The sequence below is a fragment of the Sphingopyxis sp. genome (assembly GCF_035998965.1).
Classification (GTDB): domain Bacteria; phylum Pseudomonadota; class Alphaproteobacteria; order Sphingomonadales; family Sphingomonadaceae; genus Sphingopyxis.
In genome coordinates this window covers 35,307-51,992 of sequence record NZ_DASYHE010000096.1, presented here as the reverse complement: position 1 = coordinate 51,992, position 16,686 = coordinate 35,307, and the positions used below count along the sequence as shown (strand labels likewise).

Here is a 16,686-nt window from a genome sequence, read left to right as displayed (position 1 = left end):
CCAGCTGCTGCGTCGCTCGTCAGCTACGTGGCCGCCAAGCTTATACCCGCGATGCTAGCACCGCCGCACGGGAAGGCAAGCGCCCAAAAAAGCGTTAGAAACCAAACAACAGGCGGAGTGCGACGAAACCGACGAGCAAGGCGGTGAGCCGCCGGATCAGCACCGCGGGTCCGCTCTTCACCGCCAGCTGCGTCCCGATCGCGCCGCCGATCAGCACCGCGATCAGCAGCGGCCAATGGCTCGCGACGGCGCCGATCATCTCGCTGCCCTTGCCTTTCAGCAGCTGGCCGGTCAGTCCGAACAGGCTGTTCACGAGGATGAACAGGCTCGCGGTCGCGGCGACCGACCGCGCTTCGGCCCAGCGGATCAGGTGGAGGATCGGCGCGAGAAAGATACCGCCGCCGATGCCGACGACGCCGGCGAGAAAGCCAAGCGCCGCCGCGATCGGCAGTAACAGCTTGGGCGACAGCTGCACCGCTCTGGCCGTCTGCGGCTGGATAAGCAGCGCGAGCGCCGAGGCCAGCAGGGACAGCCCGAGCAATGTGACGAGCACGCCCTGCTTCACAGGGGTCAACCCGCCGAGGAAGGCCAGCGGCGCTGCGATGACGACAAGCGGCAGCGCCTTCGCCCAAGGCGTTACCCCGGCGCGCGCGAAGCGGATCGTCCCGCCGCTGACGACGATGACATTGCACGCCAGGCTGATCGCCGGGACCAACCCGACCGCAACCCCGCCCAGCAACAGCAGCGCGGTGTAGGTCGACCCGCCGCCGAAACCGACCGCGGCATAGAGCAGCGCGGTCAGGCCGAAGAGCGCGGCGAGCCCCGTCATCGCGTCAGGACAGAATCAAATCTGGCCGTGGCAATGCTTATACTTGCGGCCCGAACCGCAGGGGCACGGCGCGTTGCGGCTGATTTCCAACGACGCATAGGGATTCTCGCCCTCCGGCATGTCAGGCCGCGGGATCTGCATCGGCGGCAACGTGTTCGCGATGACGCCCAGGCCACCGCTGTCGATGTCGGCGCTATTGTCCTCACCCGTGAAAGGATCGATATGCGTTGTCAGGAAATCTGGAAGATCAGGCAGCGGCATCGCTTCGGGCTCTTCAAAGCGCAGGTCGATGCGCGCCACGGTGCGCGTCACATCCTCGCGGATATTCGACAACATGCGTTCGAACAGCGCAAAGGCTTCCTGCTTATATTCGTTGATCGGCTGCTTCTGCGCATAGGCGCGCAGGAACACCACCTGACGCAGCGCGTCGAGCGTCGCCAGATGCTCTTTCCATTGATGGTCGAGCGTCTGCAGCAGCACCGACTTTTCGATGCCCTTCCACGTGTCCGGATCGACCAGCGCCGCTTTTTCGGCCGCGACCGCATCAGCCATCGCCTGGATGCGTTCCTCGAAAATTTCGGGATCGACCGCGTCTTCCTGCATCCAGTCATCGATCGGCGGATGGAGGTCGAGGATATTGGCGACCCGCTCCTTCATCCCTTCGATGTCCCACTGTTCCGGATAGCTGCCCGGCGGGCAGGCGTCGGCAACGATCGCGTTGACCGTTTCGGCGCGCATCGCGGCCATCACATCGTCGACGGTTTCGCTGTCGATGATATCGCCGCGCTGTTCGTAGATCACCTTGCGCTGGTCGTTCATGACGTTGTCATATTCGACGACCTGTTTGCGGATGTCGTAGTTGCGTGCTTCGACCTTTTTCTGCGCGGTCTCGATTGCTTTCGACAGCCATTTCGACCCGATCGCTTCGCCATCCTCGAGATTCTTGTTCATCATCTTGGAGAACAAGGTGTCGGGACCAAAGATGCGCAGCAGATCGTCGTCGAGGCAGAGGTAGAATTTCGACAGACCGGGGTCGCCCTGACGCCCCGAACGACCGCGCAGCTGGTTGTCGATGCGGCGGCTTTCGTGGCGTTCGGTCGCGAGCACGAACAGTCCGCCCGCGGCCTTCACCGCTTCGCGCTCGGCAGCGACTTCGGCATGGATGCGCGCGATGGCGGCGTCGCGCTCGGGGCCTTCGGGCATGTCCTTCAGCTCGTCGTCGATGCGGAATTCTTCGTTACCACCCAATTTGATGTCGGTGCCGCGGCCCGCCATGTTGGTCGCGATGGTCACCGCGCCGGTGCGCCCCGCCTGCGCGACGATATGCGCCTCGCTTTCGTGAAAACGCGCGTTGAGGACGCTGTGGGCGACGCCTTCCTTTTCGAGGTAGGACGACAGCAGTTCGGACTTCTCGATCGACACGGTACCGACCAGCACCGGCTGGCCGCGCTCGTTCGCTTCACGGATCGTCTTGGCGATCGCGCCGAACTTGTCGGTGATATTCTTGTAGAATTCATCCTCATCATCGATGCGCGCAATCGGACGGTTGGTCGGGATGTTGACGACATTCATCTTGTAGATGTCGAAGAATTCGGCGGCCTCGGTCGCCGCGGTGCCGGTCATCCCCGAAAGCTTGGGATACATCCGGAAATAATTCTGGAAGGTGATCGACGCCAGCGTCTGGTTCTCGGGCTCGATCTGGACGCCTTCCTTCGCCTCGACCGCCTGGTGCAAGCCGTCAGACCAGCGGCGCCCGTCCATCATACGCCCGGTGAACTCGTCGATGATCACGACCTTGCCGTCCTTGACGATATAGTCGGTGTCGATCCGGAACATCTGGATCGCCTTCAGCGCCTGATTGACGTGATGGACGACCTGGGTGTTTTCAATGTCGTAAAGATTGCTGCCCTGCAGCAGTCCGGCATCTTCGAGCAGCCGCTCGACATGCTCGGTGCCGTCTTCGGTCAGGTTGATCGATTTGGACTTTTCGTCCTTCTCATAATCATCCTCGGTCAGTTGCAGGACGACCTCGTTGACGCGAATATACAGCTCGGACTTGTCGTCGGTCGGGCCGGAAATGATCAGCGGGGTACGCGCTTCGTCGATCAGGATCGAATCGACTTCATCGACGATCGCGAAATTGAAGGTGCGATGGACCATCTGCTGACGATCGAACTTCATATTGTCGCGCAGATAATCGAACCCCAGCTCGTTGTTCGTCGCATAGGTGATGTCGCTGGCATAGGCGTCGCGGCGCTGCATTTCGTTGAGGTTGGGGACAATAATCCCGGTGGTCAGCCCCAGGAAGCCATAGACCTGGCCCATCCATTCGGCGTCGCGGCGGGCAAGATAGTCGTTGACGGTGACGACGTGGACGCCCTTGCCCTCCAGCGCGTTGAGATAAGCCGCCAGCGTCGCGACCAAAGTCTTGCCTTCGCCCGTCCCCATTTCGGCAATCTCGCCGCGGTGCATGACGATGCCGCCGATCATCTGGACGTCGAAATGGCGCATCCCCAGCGTGCGAACCGCCGCCTCGCGCACCGTCGCAAAGGCTTCGGGCAGGATGTCGTCGAGCGTTTCGCCGGCTTCGAGGCGGGCGCGGAACTTCGGCGTCTGCGCCTGCAGTGTCGCATCATCATACGCCTGCATCGTGGGTTCAAAGGCGTTGATCTTGTCGACGATCTTGCGGATCGAGGCGACATAACGGTCGTTGGACGAGCCGAACAGGCTCTTGGCGAGGCCAGAAAACATCGAATATTCCTTGGAATGTGAATGGAGAAGCGGCGTGCAGGCCGCAAGAATATGCAAAAAAGCCCCGCGACGGGGCGGCGCCTGACGATCAGGACGCTAAGGCGTCGCTCTATTCGAGCGCGCGGTCGCTGCCAGTGAGCAGGCCGGGAAGATGCGGCGGCGGGGCCTTGCGCGGCTTGCGGCCGGTGCCGCCGCTCGAACGCCGGGTTGGCGTCGTCGCGGTCGGACGGCGCTCGCTATCGCTGACTTCGGCCTGCCCCGCGGTTTCGGCCAGCAGGACAAGCGCCCCCATCGCCGCCGGAACGGCAGGCGCGGCAACAGCCCGGTCGGCCGTCGCCAGACCGGTCAGCAATGCCAATAGGGTCAGCAATAACCGCAAGAATCGCCCCTGTTATCGTCGGAGCATAAGATATTGCGCCCCGGTCCCTGAACATAGGGTGAAAGTGGGGCGGCGTCTAGGGGGCTGCACCGCCGCTTTGGTCAAGGCATTGACCCTGCCAGCACCCAGCCTTGCCACGCAGTGATTGCCGCTTGACGCAAACGTCAGCTTCGCATCAAGTTCAATTAACAACAATGTCAGGAGGGGCGGGATGGCTCGAAAGGCGATTTTCATCACCGGCGGGGGATCGGGCATTGGCCGCGCGGTCGCGCGCCATTTTGCCGGACAGGGCTGGTTCGTCGGCATCGCCGACGTCAACCGCGCCGGGATCGACGAAACCGCGGCGCTGCTGCCCGATGGCGCCTCGTCGCGCCATGTGATGGATGTGCGCGACCGCGACCAATGGGCCGCCGCACTCGACGCCTTTGCCAAGGAAAGCGGCGGGCGCCTCGACGTGCTGTTCAACAATGCCGGGATCGGCACCGGCGGCCAGTTCGCCGACATGCCGCCCGAGGAGGCCGACCGGCTGATCGCGATCAATTTCGGCGGCGTCGTCAACGGCATCTATACCGCGCTCCCGCTGCTGCGCGCGACGCCGGGATCGACGATCCTCAACACCGGATCGGCATCGGGCTTTTATGGGGTAGCGGGGCTCGCCATCTATTCGGCGACAAAGTTCGCGGTGCGCGGATTGACCGAAGCGCTGGAAATCGAGTTCGCCAAACATGGCGTCAAGGTCCGCTCACTGATGCCGGGGTTCATCGACACGCCGCTGCTCGATCAGGTCAGCGCCGACAGCAATGCACCGGCGCGCGACCGGCTGTCGCAAAGCGGGTTCGAGATCGTGCCGGTCGAACGCGTCGCCGAGGCGGCGTGGACGGCAGTGCACGGTGACAAGGTGCATGTAACGGTCGGCAAGATGGCCAAACGCCTGTCAAGGCTTGCGCGCTGGTTCCCGGGGCTGATCATGCGGCAGTCGAAGAAGATCGACGGGTTGGGCGCGGCGGGGCACTAGCTCCGTCCCGCCTCCCGCAAGCGCGAGAGAGACCGTTATTTCTTCGCTGTCCCGCATTGCACCGATCCGGCGCCGACATTGCGCACGGTGCACACCGGTTTGCCGAGCACGACGGTCTGGCCGACCCCACGCGCTGTCACCGCGGCGGTCTTCCCGGCGTGCATTCTGTAATCCCCCGCCCCTTCGCCATCGAAGGTCAGCATGTCCACCTTCAGCGCCCCGGCATCGAACATCCCGGCGCCCGACACCGTCATCTGCGCCTGCTTCGCCGTGCCACCCAGCGTCATCGTGCCGTTGCCGATCATCGCGACCGACAGCCGGTCGGTGGCAATCGCCCCCACCGAGAGCGTGCCAGGGCCGCGCAGGCCGACGGTCACGCGCGTTCCCTTCATCTGGTCGATCCGCATCGACCCTGCGCCGCCCATCGTTGCCGATCGAAGGTTCGCCGCGTTGATCCGGATCGTCACGGCCCCGCGCGGCGCGCGGCGTTCCGCATCACCTGCAAACTGGCGCTGCCCGATCACCAGCCGCCCGTCGCGCGCCTCGACGATCAGGCGGTCGAGCGCGTCCTGCGGCCCGGTCGCCACCGCGCCGACCGGCGCGCGCGTCGTCACTTCTACAATATAGTCGGCGTTGATCTCGATCGCGTCGAAGCTGGTCAGCCCAAAGCGCTTTTCGGCGGCTGTAGCAGGAGCGACAGCAAACAGGACGACGACCGCGAGCGCGGCGCTTCGGGGGGCAAAGGTCATGGTGCCGCCTTACCCCGTTCGGGCAGGCGGCACCAGCGCCGCCTTATTTGCAGGTGACCGACCCCGATCCCAGCTGGCGCGACGAACATTTGCCGCCGCCACCCAGCGTCACGTCGCCCGATCCCATGATATTGACGTCGGCGGTGCCGGTCGCCTGCGCCTCGATATTGCCCGATCCGGTCACCGACACCTCCAGCGTCTGCGCGACGAGCCCGTCGGCGTCGATGTCGCCCGATCCGGTCACGCTATACTCGCCCGCATCCACCGTGCCGCCGCCGATCTCGATGTCGCCCGACCCCGACACGCTGATGTCGGCGCGCTTGCCGGTCAGTTTCGCGATCTTGAGGTCGCCCGATCCCGTGACCACGGCCTCGACCGCATCGCCGTCGATGCTGTCGGCGTCGATCGATCCCGACCCGGTCAGCCGCACCCCGTTGAGGCGCGGCATCGTGATCGTAATCTCGACATCATCGTCGTCGCGGCCCGAAAAGCTGAAACCTTCGCGTTTGCGCCCGATCGACAGCGTGGGGCCGTCGACTTCGATCTCCAGCCGGTCGAGCACCGCCTGCGGCCCCTTGGCGCTGATCGAAAAGGCGTCGCCCTGGCGGATGGTGACATCGTCGGGGCCAGCAACCTTGACCTCGGTGAACCCGGCCAGCGCATAGCTTTTGGTCGCGACCGGCCCCGCGTCGGCGGATCCTGTCGTCTCACTCTTGCGCGGCTGCTCGCCGTCCTTTTTGTCGGCACCGCTGCACGCGGTAACCGTCATCGCCAAAGCCAGCGGCACCACCGCCATCGTCCAGTTACGCATCGCCAATCTCCTTTGTGTATTATACACATAATACACAAAGGAGATGTTGTCCAGCGCCCCTACCAGCGCAGCAACGGCGCCAGCAGTACGCGGCCGGCGACACCCGACAGCGCGACCGCCAAGCCGTGCCACAGCGCGAGATGAATCATGTCGTTCGACGCGCAGTGCAGCGCGACGATCGTTGCGCCCGCAGCGCCCGCCGCAATACCGATCACCCAGCCCGCCCGCGTCGGCGACGTCGGCGCCCCGCCCTTGAGCCAGGCGAATAGCGCCGCGCCCACGCCCAGCCCCGCGAACACGCCCTGTGCAAGGCATTGCAGACCATTTTCGGGGTGTGCCGCATCCATCGCCGCATGACCGTCGCTCAACGCCATCACCACGGCCGAAAAGGGCAGCGCGAGCGCCGCCAGACCGGCCCAGCGCCAGCCGCTATAGTCGCGTCCGACCCCCGGCAATCCCATGCGCAGCGCGCTCCATGCCGCGGCAAAACCCAACGCGACGATCAGCCAGAAGGCAAGCAGCGGCAGCGGCGGCATCATCGCACCGTCAGCCAAATCGTGTCGCGGCCCGGCGAGCCACAACAACGCCGCGGCGCCAACGAGCCAGCCACCCGCCACCCACAGCGATCCGCGCATCAGGCGGCGCGGGCGCACGGGTTCAAGCTCGCCTGCCAAATCCTCGATCAGATTGTCGATCGATCCATTCGTCATCTCATTCGCTTTCAATCAACTGCGCCAGCTTCTTCAGCCCGCGATGAATGTTCACTTTCACCAGCGACTCGCTCTGTCCGCAAATCTGCGAGGCTTCGGCGATCGAGGCGCCCTCGATCTTGACCAACGTGATTGCCTGCGCCTGTCCGGCAGGAAGCCGCGCCAGCATGCGGTCGAGGCTGAGGCGGGCGTGGACGACCTCGTCCTCAGCCCCGACCGCCGCGTCGCCTTCGCCCAGTTCGACCTCGTCGCGCTGACGGCGCAGCAAGTCGATCCAGCGATAGCGCGCGATTGCTGCCAGCCAGGGGAGAAAGGGTCGGCTATGATCCCAAGTGGCAAGCTTGCGGTGCATCGATACCAGCGTCTCCTGTACCAGATCGTCGATCTGATGCGGCGCGATGCGACGCGCAAAATAACGCGCCAGCCATTTGCCCGAATCGCTCAGCAACGCGCGATAGGCCGCGCGGTCGCCGCGCTGCGACGCCGCCATCAAGCGCGCCAGCGAAGGTTCGTCGATGCTCATCTGCGCCGCAGCGTAGCAGCAACTGTATCGAGCGCTAACAGTCCGCCGCCCCGCACGATCAATATCGCCGCCATCGCCGCCCACAGCGAATGAACCGGCCACCAGGCGTCGGGAAAAACAAAAATCTGGATCACCAGCGTCATTACCAGCAGCACGCCCGCCGACAATCGCGTCGCTAGGCCGAATAGCAGCAATAGCGGAAAGACATGCTCGGCATAGGTCGTCAGCGGCACCGCAATTGCCGGATCCAGCGGCAAGCCCGAAAACTCCGACGCGAACAGATCATATTGAACCGGGTCAATCTGCAAGAAACTGCCTTCGACGACCTTCGTCCGCCCCGAGCGCCAGAATATTCCGGCGAGCGCAACGCGCAGGAGGAGCAATGCGATCGATTCACCGACGCGGCCCGACACCAGCGCGACACCGCGATCGTAAAAGGCCAGAACGCCGCTCATCCATCAAACCCTTTCGAAAGCCCCGGCGGCGATCAGCGCCGCAACGGCCGCTCCGCCTTCGGGATGGTCTTCGGCAAGACGTGCGATAAGGTTACCCAGCGGCGTCATTTCGTCCGACATCGTGATCACCGCGGCATCGGCAGGCAGAACGGCGTGCAGCAGCACCGCCGCGTCGGGCCGCGTCACCATCAACGCGCGCGTCTCAGCGGCGAAGGCGGGATTGACCAGCGGCGCAGCAGCATGGGCCAGCGTCAAGACGCGCGTCGCCGGATGGCGCCGGACGCAAAACGCCAGCAGCGCCGATTCATCCAGCCCCGCCAAGTCGGCCAGCGTCAGCGCCGTCGCGTCAGGTGCGTTATAACTTTCGAGCCACGCCCATTCGACCCGCGCGAGATCGGCGGCGACGGGATCGACGAGACTTTCGGGAAAACTTTCCCCTATCAGCGCTAGTGACCGGCCCTGCGCGCCGCCGCCGTCGATGAAGGCGCGCGACAGCCGGTTGAACTCACCTTCACCCAGATAATCGCGCGTGTGCGGAAATGTGTCTTCGAGCGCGACAAGCCGCGCGTGCGAGATCGTGTTGGCATGGATGCGCAGCCCGCGCAGCACTGCGGCGTGATCGCCCGCGAACAGTCCGGCTGGCAGATGGTCGGGGCCGCGAAGCAGCGTGGCGGCTATCGCCGCCTGTGCCTCATGCATCGACCGGCTCGCGTACCAGCAGCAGCGCGTCGGCCTTGGCCACTTCGGCCATCAGCACCGCAAAATCGGGAACATCGCTGTCCCATTCGACCAGCACCGGCTTCGGCCCGGCGCGAACCAGAAATGCGGCGAGCAAATCCCAGCAACTGTCGCCCACCGGCGACCCGTGGTCGTCGATCGCAATCGTGCCGCCCATATCGTCGGCCTTGCGGCTGTGTCCTGCGACATGCACTTCGCCGACCAGCGCGAGATCGAACGCATCGAGCCATGGTGCCGGATCAAGCCCAAGGTTGTATGCCGACACCTCGACATTGTTGATGTCGAGCAGCAGGCCGCAACCGGCGCGGCGGCACAACTCGTGGAGGAAATCGACCTCGTCCCAATCATCACCGGCATAGGCGAGGTAGCGCGACGGATTCTCGATCAGCATCGCTCGCCCCAGGCTGTCCTGCACGCGCCCGACTTCGCGCACGAAATGGTTGAGCGCCGCGTGACTATAGGGAATGGGTAACAGGTCGGGGAATTTGTTGTCCGGCGCGTTGCTCCAGCTGAGGTGATCCGACACCATCACCGGTTCATAACGGACGCACAACGTCGCCAGCGATTCCAGCTCACCACGATCGACACCCGCCGCCGAACCCAGCGACAGCCCGACCGAATGAAAACTGAGCGGCACATGGTCCGCAATCGCGGTCAGCCAGCGATGCGGAGGCCCGCCTGCGCCGAAGTAATTTTGGGGATGAACTTCGGCCCAGGCGGGTGGAGCGCCCCGCTCCGCCGCCGCCAGCACGTCGGCATAATGTTCGGGCTTGAGCCCGAAACCGGCGCGCTGCGGCAAGTCACGAAGCGGGCGGGGGGGCACTTGGCTCAGCTCTTCTTGGCGACCGGCTTTGCGTTGCCCTTACGTTCAGCCAGCGCGCCGCCCATCTTTTCGCAGGTGCCCTTGGTCACATATTTCCAGGCATTGCCCTGGTAATCGACGGTCGATGTGCCGGCGCAGCTGGTGCCGGGACCGGCGGCGCAATCATTCTTGCCCTTCAGCGAGACGCCATAGCAGCGTTCCTTGGCGCCATCGGCGGCAACGGCGGGCACTGCGACCGCACCGGCGGCCATTGCGAGCACGGCGGAGGCGGCGAGCGACAGTTTCAGACTATTCGACATAATGGATACTCCCTTTGGAAACGGGTGATGCGGGGGATGGCATCGACAGGAGTTTCGGTCGCGCGCGCCCGAAGGTTACGCCGCGCGATCTGCGGCGCCATTTTATCGCCACCTTCGACGCGCAGGGGCGGCTTTTGCGATTTCGACCGGAAAGCCAGACCATGAGCGTAGCGTTTCGCCGCGAAAGCGACGACGATCATAAAGAGCCCGAATTCGAGCTGCCCATAGCGGTCGGCCCAAACTGGGTCACCCCGCGCGGGCTGCGGCTGCTCGGCGAAGAGGTCGCGCGACTGGAAGCCGACATCGCACAAACGGCGGATGAAGAGGGGCGGAAGAAGCTGCAACGCCGTCTGCGCTATTTCCACACCCGCCAATCGACCGCCGAGGTGCAGGCACCGCCCGTGGACGGCAGCATCGGCATCGGCAGCCGCGTGACCTATCGCCTCAACAACGCCGAAAAGACGATCACCATCGTCGGCGGCGACGAGGCCGACCCGGCGCTGGGATGCGTCGCCTTTTCGGCCCCGCTCGCCCGCGCGCTGATGGGCGGCGCAGCGGGCGAGCGCGTCGAATATCAGGACCGCGAAGATGCGATCGAAATCGTGGCCGTCGCAACCGATCCGGAGACGCAGGCATGAAAGACAAGTTCGAACGCCACAAACAGCCTTGGACACCGGCGGAAATCGACAAGCTGCATACGCTGGCGAAAAAAGGCATGCCGCTGAAATCGATCGCAAGGGCGCTCACGCGCAGCGAGGAATCGGTCAAGGCGCGCGCCAAGGCCGACAGCCTGCCGATCGCCAAGCTGCACTGAGCGGTCATGGCCACCAATGAATTTGATGCCATCGTGCTGGGTGCCGGCGCGGCCGGGTTGATGTGCGCCGCTGTTGCCGGTCAGCGCGGGCGGCGCGTCCTGCTGCTCGACCATGCCGATCAGGTCGGCAAGAAGATCCTGATCTCGGGCGGCGGCCGCTGCAACTTCACCAATGTGAACACCGCGCCCGACCGCTTTATCTCGGCCAACCCGCATTTCGCCAAGTCGGCGCTCGCGCGCTACACCCCCGCCGATTTCATCGCGCTCGTCGATCGCTATGGCATCGCCTATCACGAAAAGACGCTCGGCCAACTGTTCTGCGACGGATCAGCCAAGCAGATTGTCGCGATGCTGCTGGAGGAATGCGCCAAGGGCGGGGTCGATGTCCGCACCGGTCAGCCGGTGACCGATGTCACCCACGCCGACGGAAAATTCACCGTCCGCTTCGGCGATGCCAGCTTTTCGGCGCCCGCTCTCGTCATCGCCACCGGTGGCCCGTCGATCCCACAGATGGGCGCGACCGGCTTCGCCTATGACCTCGCGCGTCAGTTCGGCCTCAAGGTCGTCGAGCCCCGCCCCGCGTTGGTCCCGCTAACCTTGGGCGGCGACGATGTGCTGTTCCGCGAGCTGTCGGGCATCGCCGCCCCTGTCGAAGCGCGCGCGGGCAAGGCCGCGTTTCGCGAGGCGGCGCTCTTCACGCATCGCGGCCTGTCCGGCCCGGCGATCCTGCAAGTCAGCAGCTATTGGCGCCACGGCGAGCCGGTGACGATCGATTTCCTGCCCGACGCACCGCCAGACTGGCTGCGCGAAGCCAAACGCACGCGCCCGCGTGCCACGGTGCGCGCGGCGCTCGGCGCGATGCTCCCCGACCGCCTCGCCGATACCCTCGCCGAACGGCTTGCCCTCTCGGGCGAACTGGCCGCGCAAACCGACCGCAAACTCGCCGATGCCGAATCGCGTCTCGCGCGCTGGGATTTCCGCCCCAATGGCACCGAAGGTTTCGCCAAAGCCGAAGTCACGGTCGGCGGAATTTCGACCGCCAGCCTGTCGTCGCAAACAATGGTGGCCAAAACCGTTGCAAACCTCTATGCGGTCGGCGAGGCCGTAGATGTCACTGGGTGGTTAGGCGGCTATAATTTTCAATGGGCCTGGGCAAGCGGACACGCTGCCGGACAGGTGATTTAAGCCCATTGAGCCCCTTCTATCGGCCCGTCACCGCACCGGTGACCGCCTATGCTATTGAGATAATAATGACTTTCGAAAATCTTTCTCCCGTCCTTTCGGACGCCCTTACCGCGCGCGGCTATGAAGCGCTCACCCCCGTCCAGTCGCAAGTCAGCGAAGAGCAGGCCAAGGGCCGCGACCTGCTGGTTTCTGCCCAGACCGGATCGGGCAAGACCGTCGCCTTCGGCCTCGCGATGGGTGACGAACTGCTCGAAGACGGCCGCATGCCCTTCGCGACCTCGCCGCTCGCGCTCATTATCGCACCGACCCGCGAACTCGCGCTGCAGGTCAGCCGGGAACTGAGCTGGCTTTATGCCAAGGCCGGGGCGCGCATCGCGACCTGCGTCGGCGGCATGGACGCCAGCAAGGAACGCCGCGCGCTCGGTCAGGGCGTGCAGATCGTCGTCGGCACCCCGGGCCGTCTGCGCGATCACCTCGAACGCGGTGCGCTCGACCTGTCGGCGCTGCGCGTCGCGGTGCTCGACGAAGCCGACGAGATGCTCGACATGGGCTTTCGCGACGATCTCGAAGAAATCCTCGACGCCACGCCGACCACGCGCCGCACATTGCTGTTCTCGGCAACAATCCCCAACCCGATCGTCCAGCTTGCCAAGCGCTATCAGACGAACGCGCTGCGCATCTCGACCGTGGGCCAGGACCGCGGCCATGGCGACATCGCCTATCAGGCGGTCACCGTCGCGCCCGCCGATATCGAAGGCGCGGTGGTCAACCTGCTCCGCCTGCATGACGCCGAAACCGCGATGCTGTTCTGCGCCACGCGCGACAATGTCCGCCGTCTCCACGCCAGCCTCGTCGAACGCGGTTTCGCCGCCGTCGCGCTGTCGGGCGAGCATAGCCAGAATGAGCGCAACGCCGCACTGCAGGCGCTGCGCGATCGCCGCGCCCGGGTTTGTGTCGCAACCGACGTTGCCGCGCGCGGCATCGATCTGCCGACGCTCAGCCTGGTCGTCCACGTCGAAATCCCCCGCGACGCCGAAGCCCTCCAGCACCGTTCGGGCCGTACCGGCAGGGCGGGCAAAAAGGGGACCGCGGTCATCATCGTCCCCTATCCGCGCCGCCGCCGCGTCGACGGCATGCTGCGCGGCGCCCGCATCGAGGCCGAGTGGATGGACGCCCCGACCGCCGCCGACGTGCGCAAGCGCGATCAGGAACGATTGATGGAAAAATTGCTCACCCCGGTCGAGCATGAGCCTGAAGACATCGAACTCGCGCAGCGCCTCATGGCCGAGCGCACCCCCGAGGATATCGCCGCGTCGCTTGTTCAGATGCACCGGGCGCTGATGCCGCCCCCCGAAGACCTCATCGACAACAGCGCCCGCGGCCGCGACACCGCCGGTCGCCCCGAGCGCGGCGAACGCTTCGAGCGCCCGGAACGCGGCGCCGGTGGCGATCAACGCGAAGGGTTCGAGGATAGCGTCTGGTTCCGCCTCAACATCGGCCGTCACCAGAATGCCGATCCGCGCTGGATCCTGCCGCTGCTCTGCCGCCGCGGCCATGTCAGCAAGAACGAGATCGGCGCGATCCGCATCGGCCCCAAGGAAACGATGTTCAACATCCCGCGCGCGATCGCCGATCGCTTTGCCGAGGCGGTGATCCGCAGCGCCAATGAAGATGGCGAAGACGACAGCGGTGTGGCGATCACCCCCGCACCCGACGGCCCGACCTATCCGCCGCGCCGCGATAAAGGCGGGCATTCGGGCGGCCCCCGCGACGGCGCCCCGCGCGCCACGCTGGGCCGCGCGCCCGGCGGCGACCGCAACTTTGGCGATCGTCCGCGTGGTCCCGGCGGTCCCGGCGGCAAGCCCACCGATCGTTACAAGCCCAAGCCCTTCGGCCAGCGCAGCCCGCGCCGTCCGAGCAAATAACCTCTCACCCTCCCCTTCAGGGGAGGGCAACGAGACTTGGGGGCTTGCCCGCTAGTCGCAGCGGGTGAGGTCGGACGGCCTTACGCCAAACAGACAGACCCCACCCCAACCCCTCCCCTGAAGGGGAGGGGCTTTCATCGCACCGCCCTTGCGTCCTGCTGTCTGGCCCACCAGATGGACCGGATAGCAGGAGCGCGGCGCATGCAAGCAACCCAAGCCTTTATCGAAAGCCAGGGCGGACCCGAGGTCATCGACTGGCGCGAGGTGACGCTAGGCGAGCCCGGCCCCGGACAGGTGCTGCTGCGCCAGACCGCGGTCGGGCTCAACTATCTCGACACCTATCACCGCGACGGCACCTATCCCATCCCGCTCCCCAGCGGCCTTGGCGTCGAATCTGCCGGTGAAGTGGTCGCCGTCGGCGAAGGCGTCCACGGCTTCCAGCCCGGCGACCGGGCAGCGACCTTCGGCCCCGAACGCACCGCCTATGCCAGCGCAAGGTTGGTTAGCGCGGCGTCGCTGTTCAAACTGCCCGCCACCATCGACGACGAAACAGCCGCCGCCGCGCTGCTGAAAGCGTGCACGGTCGAAATGCTCGTCGAACGCTGTGCGAAGGTCGAGGCAGGCTGGCCGGTGCTGGTCCACGCCGCCGCGGGCGGCGTCGGACTGATCCTCGTCCAATGGCTGAAGGCGATCGGCGCCACCGTCATCGGTACCGTCAGCACCGAGGCCAAGGCCCGCGCCGCGCGCGAAGCGGGTGCCGACCATGTGCTGATGTACAAGAGCGACGATGTCGCCGCGCACGTCCGCGAGATCACCGATGGGCAGGGCGTGCCCGTTACCTTTGACGGCATCGGCATGGCAACTTGGGACGTCTCGCTCAAAGCCACCGCGCGGCGCGGGCTGATCGTCAGCTATGGCAATGCCGGTGGGCCGGTGACCGGGGTCAATCTGGGCGTGCTCGCGCAGCACGGCTCGCAGTTCGTAACCCGTCCGACGCTGTTCGACTATTATCTCCATGCCGGCGAACGCGCTGCGGGCGCGGCGCGGGTGTTCGAGATGATCGAGAGCGGCGCGGTGAAGATTACGGTCGGGCAGCGCTATTCGTTGCAGGATGCGGCGCGGGCGCATGCCGATCTGGAAGCCGGACGGACAACAGGGTCGACGCTGCTGATTCCTTGAACTCCCTCCCTGAAAGGGAGGGGTTGGGGGTGGGTGCGAGCAAAGCGAGCGTTTGCGCTATCCTGCATAACCCACCCCTAGCTGCGACTAGCCAGCAAGCTGGCAAGTCTCGCTACCCCTCCCTTTCAGGGAGGGGTGCCTCTACACCTTCAGCCGTTCCGCATGCCATGCGACATGCTCGGCCAGGAAGGTCGAGATGAAATAATAGCTGTGATCATACCCCGGCTGCATACGAATCTCGGCCTTCTGCCCCGCCAGCTCGCACGCCTCGACCAGCAGATGCGTCTTCAATTGCTCGGTCAGGAAATTATCGGCGTCGCCCTGATCGACGAGCAGGTCGGCCACCCGCGCTCCGTTCGCGAGCAGCGCGCACGCGTCGTACACGGTCCATGCCGTGCGATCGTCACCGAGGTAATTGCCGAGCGCTTTCTCGCCCCACGGGCATTGCAGCGGCGCGACGATCGGCGAAAAGGCCGATACCGACTTGAAGCGGTCGGGGGTACGCAGCGCCACGGTGAGCGCGCCATGCCCGCCCATCGAATGGCCGGTGATCCCCTGCCGCGTCATGTCGGCGGCGGCAAATTCGCGCAGGATCAGCGAGGGCAGCTCGTCCTCAACATAAGACCGCATCCGGTAATGCTGCGCCCAAGGCTCCTCGGTCGCATCGACGTAAAAGCCCGCGCCCAGCCCGAAATCCCAAGCACCCTCCGGATCATCGGGAACGCCCTCGCCCCGCGGCGACGTATCGGGCGCGATGAAGATCACGCCATGTTCGGCGCAGGCAGCGCGATATTCGCCCTTTTCCATCACATTGGCGTGGGTGCAGGTCAGCCCCGACAGATACCACAGCACCGGCAGCTTCGCGCCGGGATCATGGTCGGGCACGAAGACGGCAAAGGTCATGTCGGTGCCAGTGGTCGTGCTCGCATGCTTGTACACGCCTTGCGTGCCGCCATGGCTGCGAACGGTGGAGATGGTTTCGAGGGTCATGCGGGTTCCTGAACGGGAATGGGGGCGACCAAGGGGTAATGCCCCCAATGGCGCAGAAGGTCCAGTATCGCGGCGCCCGCCAGCGCCAGCGTCGCGGTGTTGCGCAGCGGGTGGACACCCACTGGATCGGCGTCGGCCAGCGCCGCGTCGAGGACCACGGTGATGCTCCCCGGCGCGGCATTGATCGCGGCCAGCGGGGTGACCGACCCCGGCGTGATGCCGAGCAGGCGCTCCATATCGGCGGCCTTGCCGAAACTGACGTGCTTGCATCCGATCGCGCCGGGCAGGCGCTTCAGATCGACCCGCGCATCGGACGGCACGGTGACCAACCAAAAGGCCCCGCCCTTGTCCTTCAGGAACAGGTTCTTGGTCTGCGCGCCCGGCATCGCGGCATGTACCGCATCGCTCTCGGCCACGGTGAACACTGCGTCATGCTCATGTTCGGTGAAGGGGATTCCAAGCGCACCTAAGTCCGCCCGCAATCCCGCTTCGCCGCGCATCAATCTATCGG

The 16,686-nt window shown here is 65.2% G+C and carries 19 protein-coding genes; 6 read left to right on the top strand and 13 right to left on the bottom strand.

Translation table 11 applies throughout. The annotated features are described in order from the left end of the window. Positions 1-94: 94 nt before the first annotated feature. The 3 genes from VGN68_RS17465 to VGN68_RS17455 all read right to left on the bottom strand — a co-directional run bounded on the left by VGN68_RS17465 (position 95) and on the right by VGN68_RS17455 (position 3,959). Complete coding sequence (locus VGN68_RS17465; RefSeq protein ID WP_327478499.1) at positions 95-829, bottom strand: sulfite exporter TauE/SafE family protein; 735 nt, start codon at positions 827-829, stop codon at positions 95-97. Positions 830-844: 15 nt separating this feature from the next. Further along, positions 845-3,580, bottom strand: a complete 2,736-nt coding sequence (gene secA, locus VGN68_RS17460) for a preprotein translocase subunit SecA (RefSeq protein ID WP_327478497.1) — start codon at positions 3,578-3,580, stop codon at positions 845-847. A gap of 109 nt (positions 3,581-3,689) precedes the next feature. Further along, the gene (locus VGN68_RS17455) at positions 3,690-3,959 is read right to left on the bottom strand and encodes a hypothetical protein (RefSeq protein WP_293838975.1); all 270 of its coding nucleotides are present in this window, start codon (positions 3,957-3,959) and stop codon (positions 3,690-3,692) included. 211 nt (positions 3,960-4,170) lie between these two features. On the opposite strand from VGN68_RS17455, the gene VGN68_RS17450 reads away from it, so the two are divergent. Next, a complete protein-coding gene (locus tag VGN68_RS17450; protein ID WP_327478490.1) occupies positions 4,171-4,974 on the top strand; it encodes an SDR family oxidoreductase in 804 nt (267 codons plus the stop codon). A gap of 35 nt (positions 4,975-5,009) precedes the next feature. Here the strand turns inward: VGN68_RS17450 and VGN68_RS17445 are convergent, their stop codons facing one another. The 8 genes from VGN68_RS17445 to VGN68_RS17410 are packed head-to-tail and all read right to left on the bottom strand — an operon-like array spanning position 5,010 to position 10,082. Next, the gene (locus VGN68_RS17445; protein ID WP_327478488.1) at positions 5,010-5,723 is read right to left on the bottom strand and encodes a head GIN domain-containing protein; all 714 of its coding nucleotides are present in this window, start codon (positions 5,721-5,723) and stop codon (positions 5,010-5,012) included. 43 nt (positions 5,724-5,766) lie between these two features. After that, positions 5,767-6,534: a head GIN domain-containing protein gene (locus tag VGN68_RS17440; RefSeq protein WP_327478486.1), complete on the bottom strand. Its 768-nt coding sequence runs from the start codon at positions 6,532-6,534 to the stop codon at positions 5,767-5,769. A 59-nt stretch (positions 6,535-6,593) separates the two neighbouring features. Then, positions 6,594-7,244 (bottom strand): DUF1109 domain-containing protein, encoded by a 651-nt coding sequence (locus tag VGN68_RS17435; protein WP_327478484.1) that lies wholly within the window; start codon positions 7,242-7,244, stop codon positions 6,594-6,596. 1 nt (position 7,245) lies between these two features. Next, positions 7,246-7,767: a sigma-70 family RNA polymerase sigma factor gene (locus VGN68_RS17430; protein WP_327478482.1), complete on the bottom strand. Its 522-nt coding sequence runs from the start codon at positions 7,765-7,767 to the stop codon at positions 7,246-7,248. Next, the gene (locus VGN68_RS17425; protein WP_327478480.1) at positions 7,764-8,222 is read right to left on the bottom strand and encodes a DoxX family protein; all 459 of its coding nucleotides are present in this window, start codon (positions 8,220-8,222) and stop codon (positions 7,764-7,766) included. Before VGN68_RS17425 ends, VGN68_RS17430 begins: the two co-directional genes overlap by 4 nt. Before the next feature lie 3 nt (positions 8,223-8,225). Continuing rightward, positions 8,226-8,921 carry a DNA-binding domain-containing protein gene (locus VGN68_RS17420; protein WP_327478478.1) on the bottom strand — a complete coding sequence of 232 codons (696 nt, stop codon included), beginning with the start codon at positions 8,919-8,921 and terminating at the stop codon, positions 8,226-8,228. Further along, complete coding sequence (locus VGN68_RS17415; protein WP_327478476.1) at positions 8,914-9,783, bottom strand: DUF692 domain-containing protein; 870 nt, start codon at positions 9,781-9,783, stop codon at positions 8,914-8,916. The genes VGN68_RS17420 and VGN68_RS17415 overlap by 8 nt, the downstream gene beginning before the upstream one ends. A 5-nt stretch (positions 9,784-9,788) precedes the next feature. Continuing rightward, the gene (locus tag VGN68_RS17410; RefSeq protein WP_327478474.1) at positions 9,789-10,082 is read right to left on the bottom strand and encodes a DUF2282 domain-containing protein; all 294 of its coding nucleotides are present in this window, start codon (positions 10,080-10,082) and stop codon (positions 9,789-9,791) included. 161 nt (positions 10,083-10,243) lie between these two features. Between VGN68_RS17410 and VGN68_RS17405 the strand changes: the two genes are divergently transcribed. The 5 genes from VGN68_RS17405 (at position 10,244) to VGN68_RS17385 (ending at position 15,185) form a co-directional block, all read left to right on the top strand. Then, positions 10,244-10,720 (top strand): GreA/GreB family elongation factor, encoded by a 477-nt coding sequence (locus tag VGN68_RS17405; protein WP_327478471.1) that lies wholly within the window; start codon positions 10,244-10,246, stop codon positions 10,718-10,720. Further along, a complete protein-coding gene (locus VGN68_RS17400) occupies positions 10,717-10,896 on the top strand; it encodes a hypothetical protein (RefSeq protein ID WP_327478469.1) in 180 nt (59 codons plus the stop codon). The genes VGN68_RS17405 and VGN68_RS17400 overlap by 4 nt, the downstream gene beginning before the upstream one ends. Before the next feature lie 6 nt (positions 10,897-10,902). Continuing rightward, positions 10,903-12,081, top strand: a complete 1,179-nt coding sequence (locus VGN68_RS17395) for an NAD(P)/FAD-dependent oxidoreductase (protein WP_327478467.1) — start codon at positions 10,903-10,905, stop codon at positions 12,079-12,081. A 65-nt stretch (positions 12,082-12,146) separates the two neighbouring features. Next, positions 12,147-14,006, top strand: a complete 1,860-nt coding sequence (locus VGN68_RS17390; RefSeq protein ID WP_327478465.1) for a DEAD/DEAH box helicase — start codon at positions 12,147-12,149, stop codon at positions 14,004-14,006. Between the two features lie 201 nt (positions 14,007-14,207). Further along, the gene (locus VGN68_RS17385; protein ID WP_327478463.1) at positions 14,208-15,185 is read left to right on the top strand and encodes a quinone oxidoreductase; all 978 of its coding nucleotides are present in this window, start codon (positions 14,208-14,210) and stop codon (positions 15,183-15,185) included. A 141-nt stretch (positions 15,186-15,326) separates the two neighbouring features. On the opposite strand, the gene fghA is transcribed toward VGN68_RS17385, so the two are convergent. Together fghA and VGN68_RS17375 are read right to left on the bottom strand one after the other, a co-directional pair. Then, positions 15,327-16,175 carry an S-formylglutathione hydrolase gene (gene fghA / locus VGN68_RS17380; RefSeq protein WP_327478461.1) on the bottom strand — a complete coding sequence of 283 codons (849 nt, stop codon included), beginning with the start codon at positions 16,173-16,175 and terminating at the stop codon, positions 15,327-15,329. Beyond that, a complete protein-coding gene (locus VGN68_RS17375) occupies positions 16,172-16,675 on the bottom strand; it encodes a prolyl-tRNA synthetase associated domain-containing protein (RefSeq protein ID WP_327478459.1) in 504 nt (167 codons plus the stop codon). The genes fghA and VGN68_RS17375 overlap by 4 nt, the downstream gene beginning before the upstream one ends. Between the last annotated feature and the right edge of the window lie 11 nt (positions 16,676-16,686).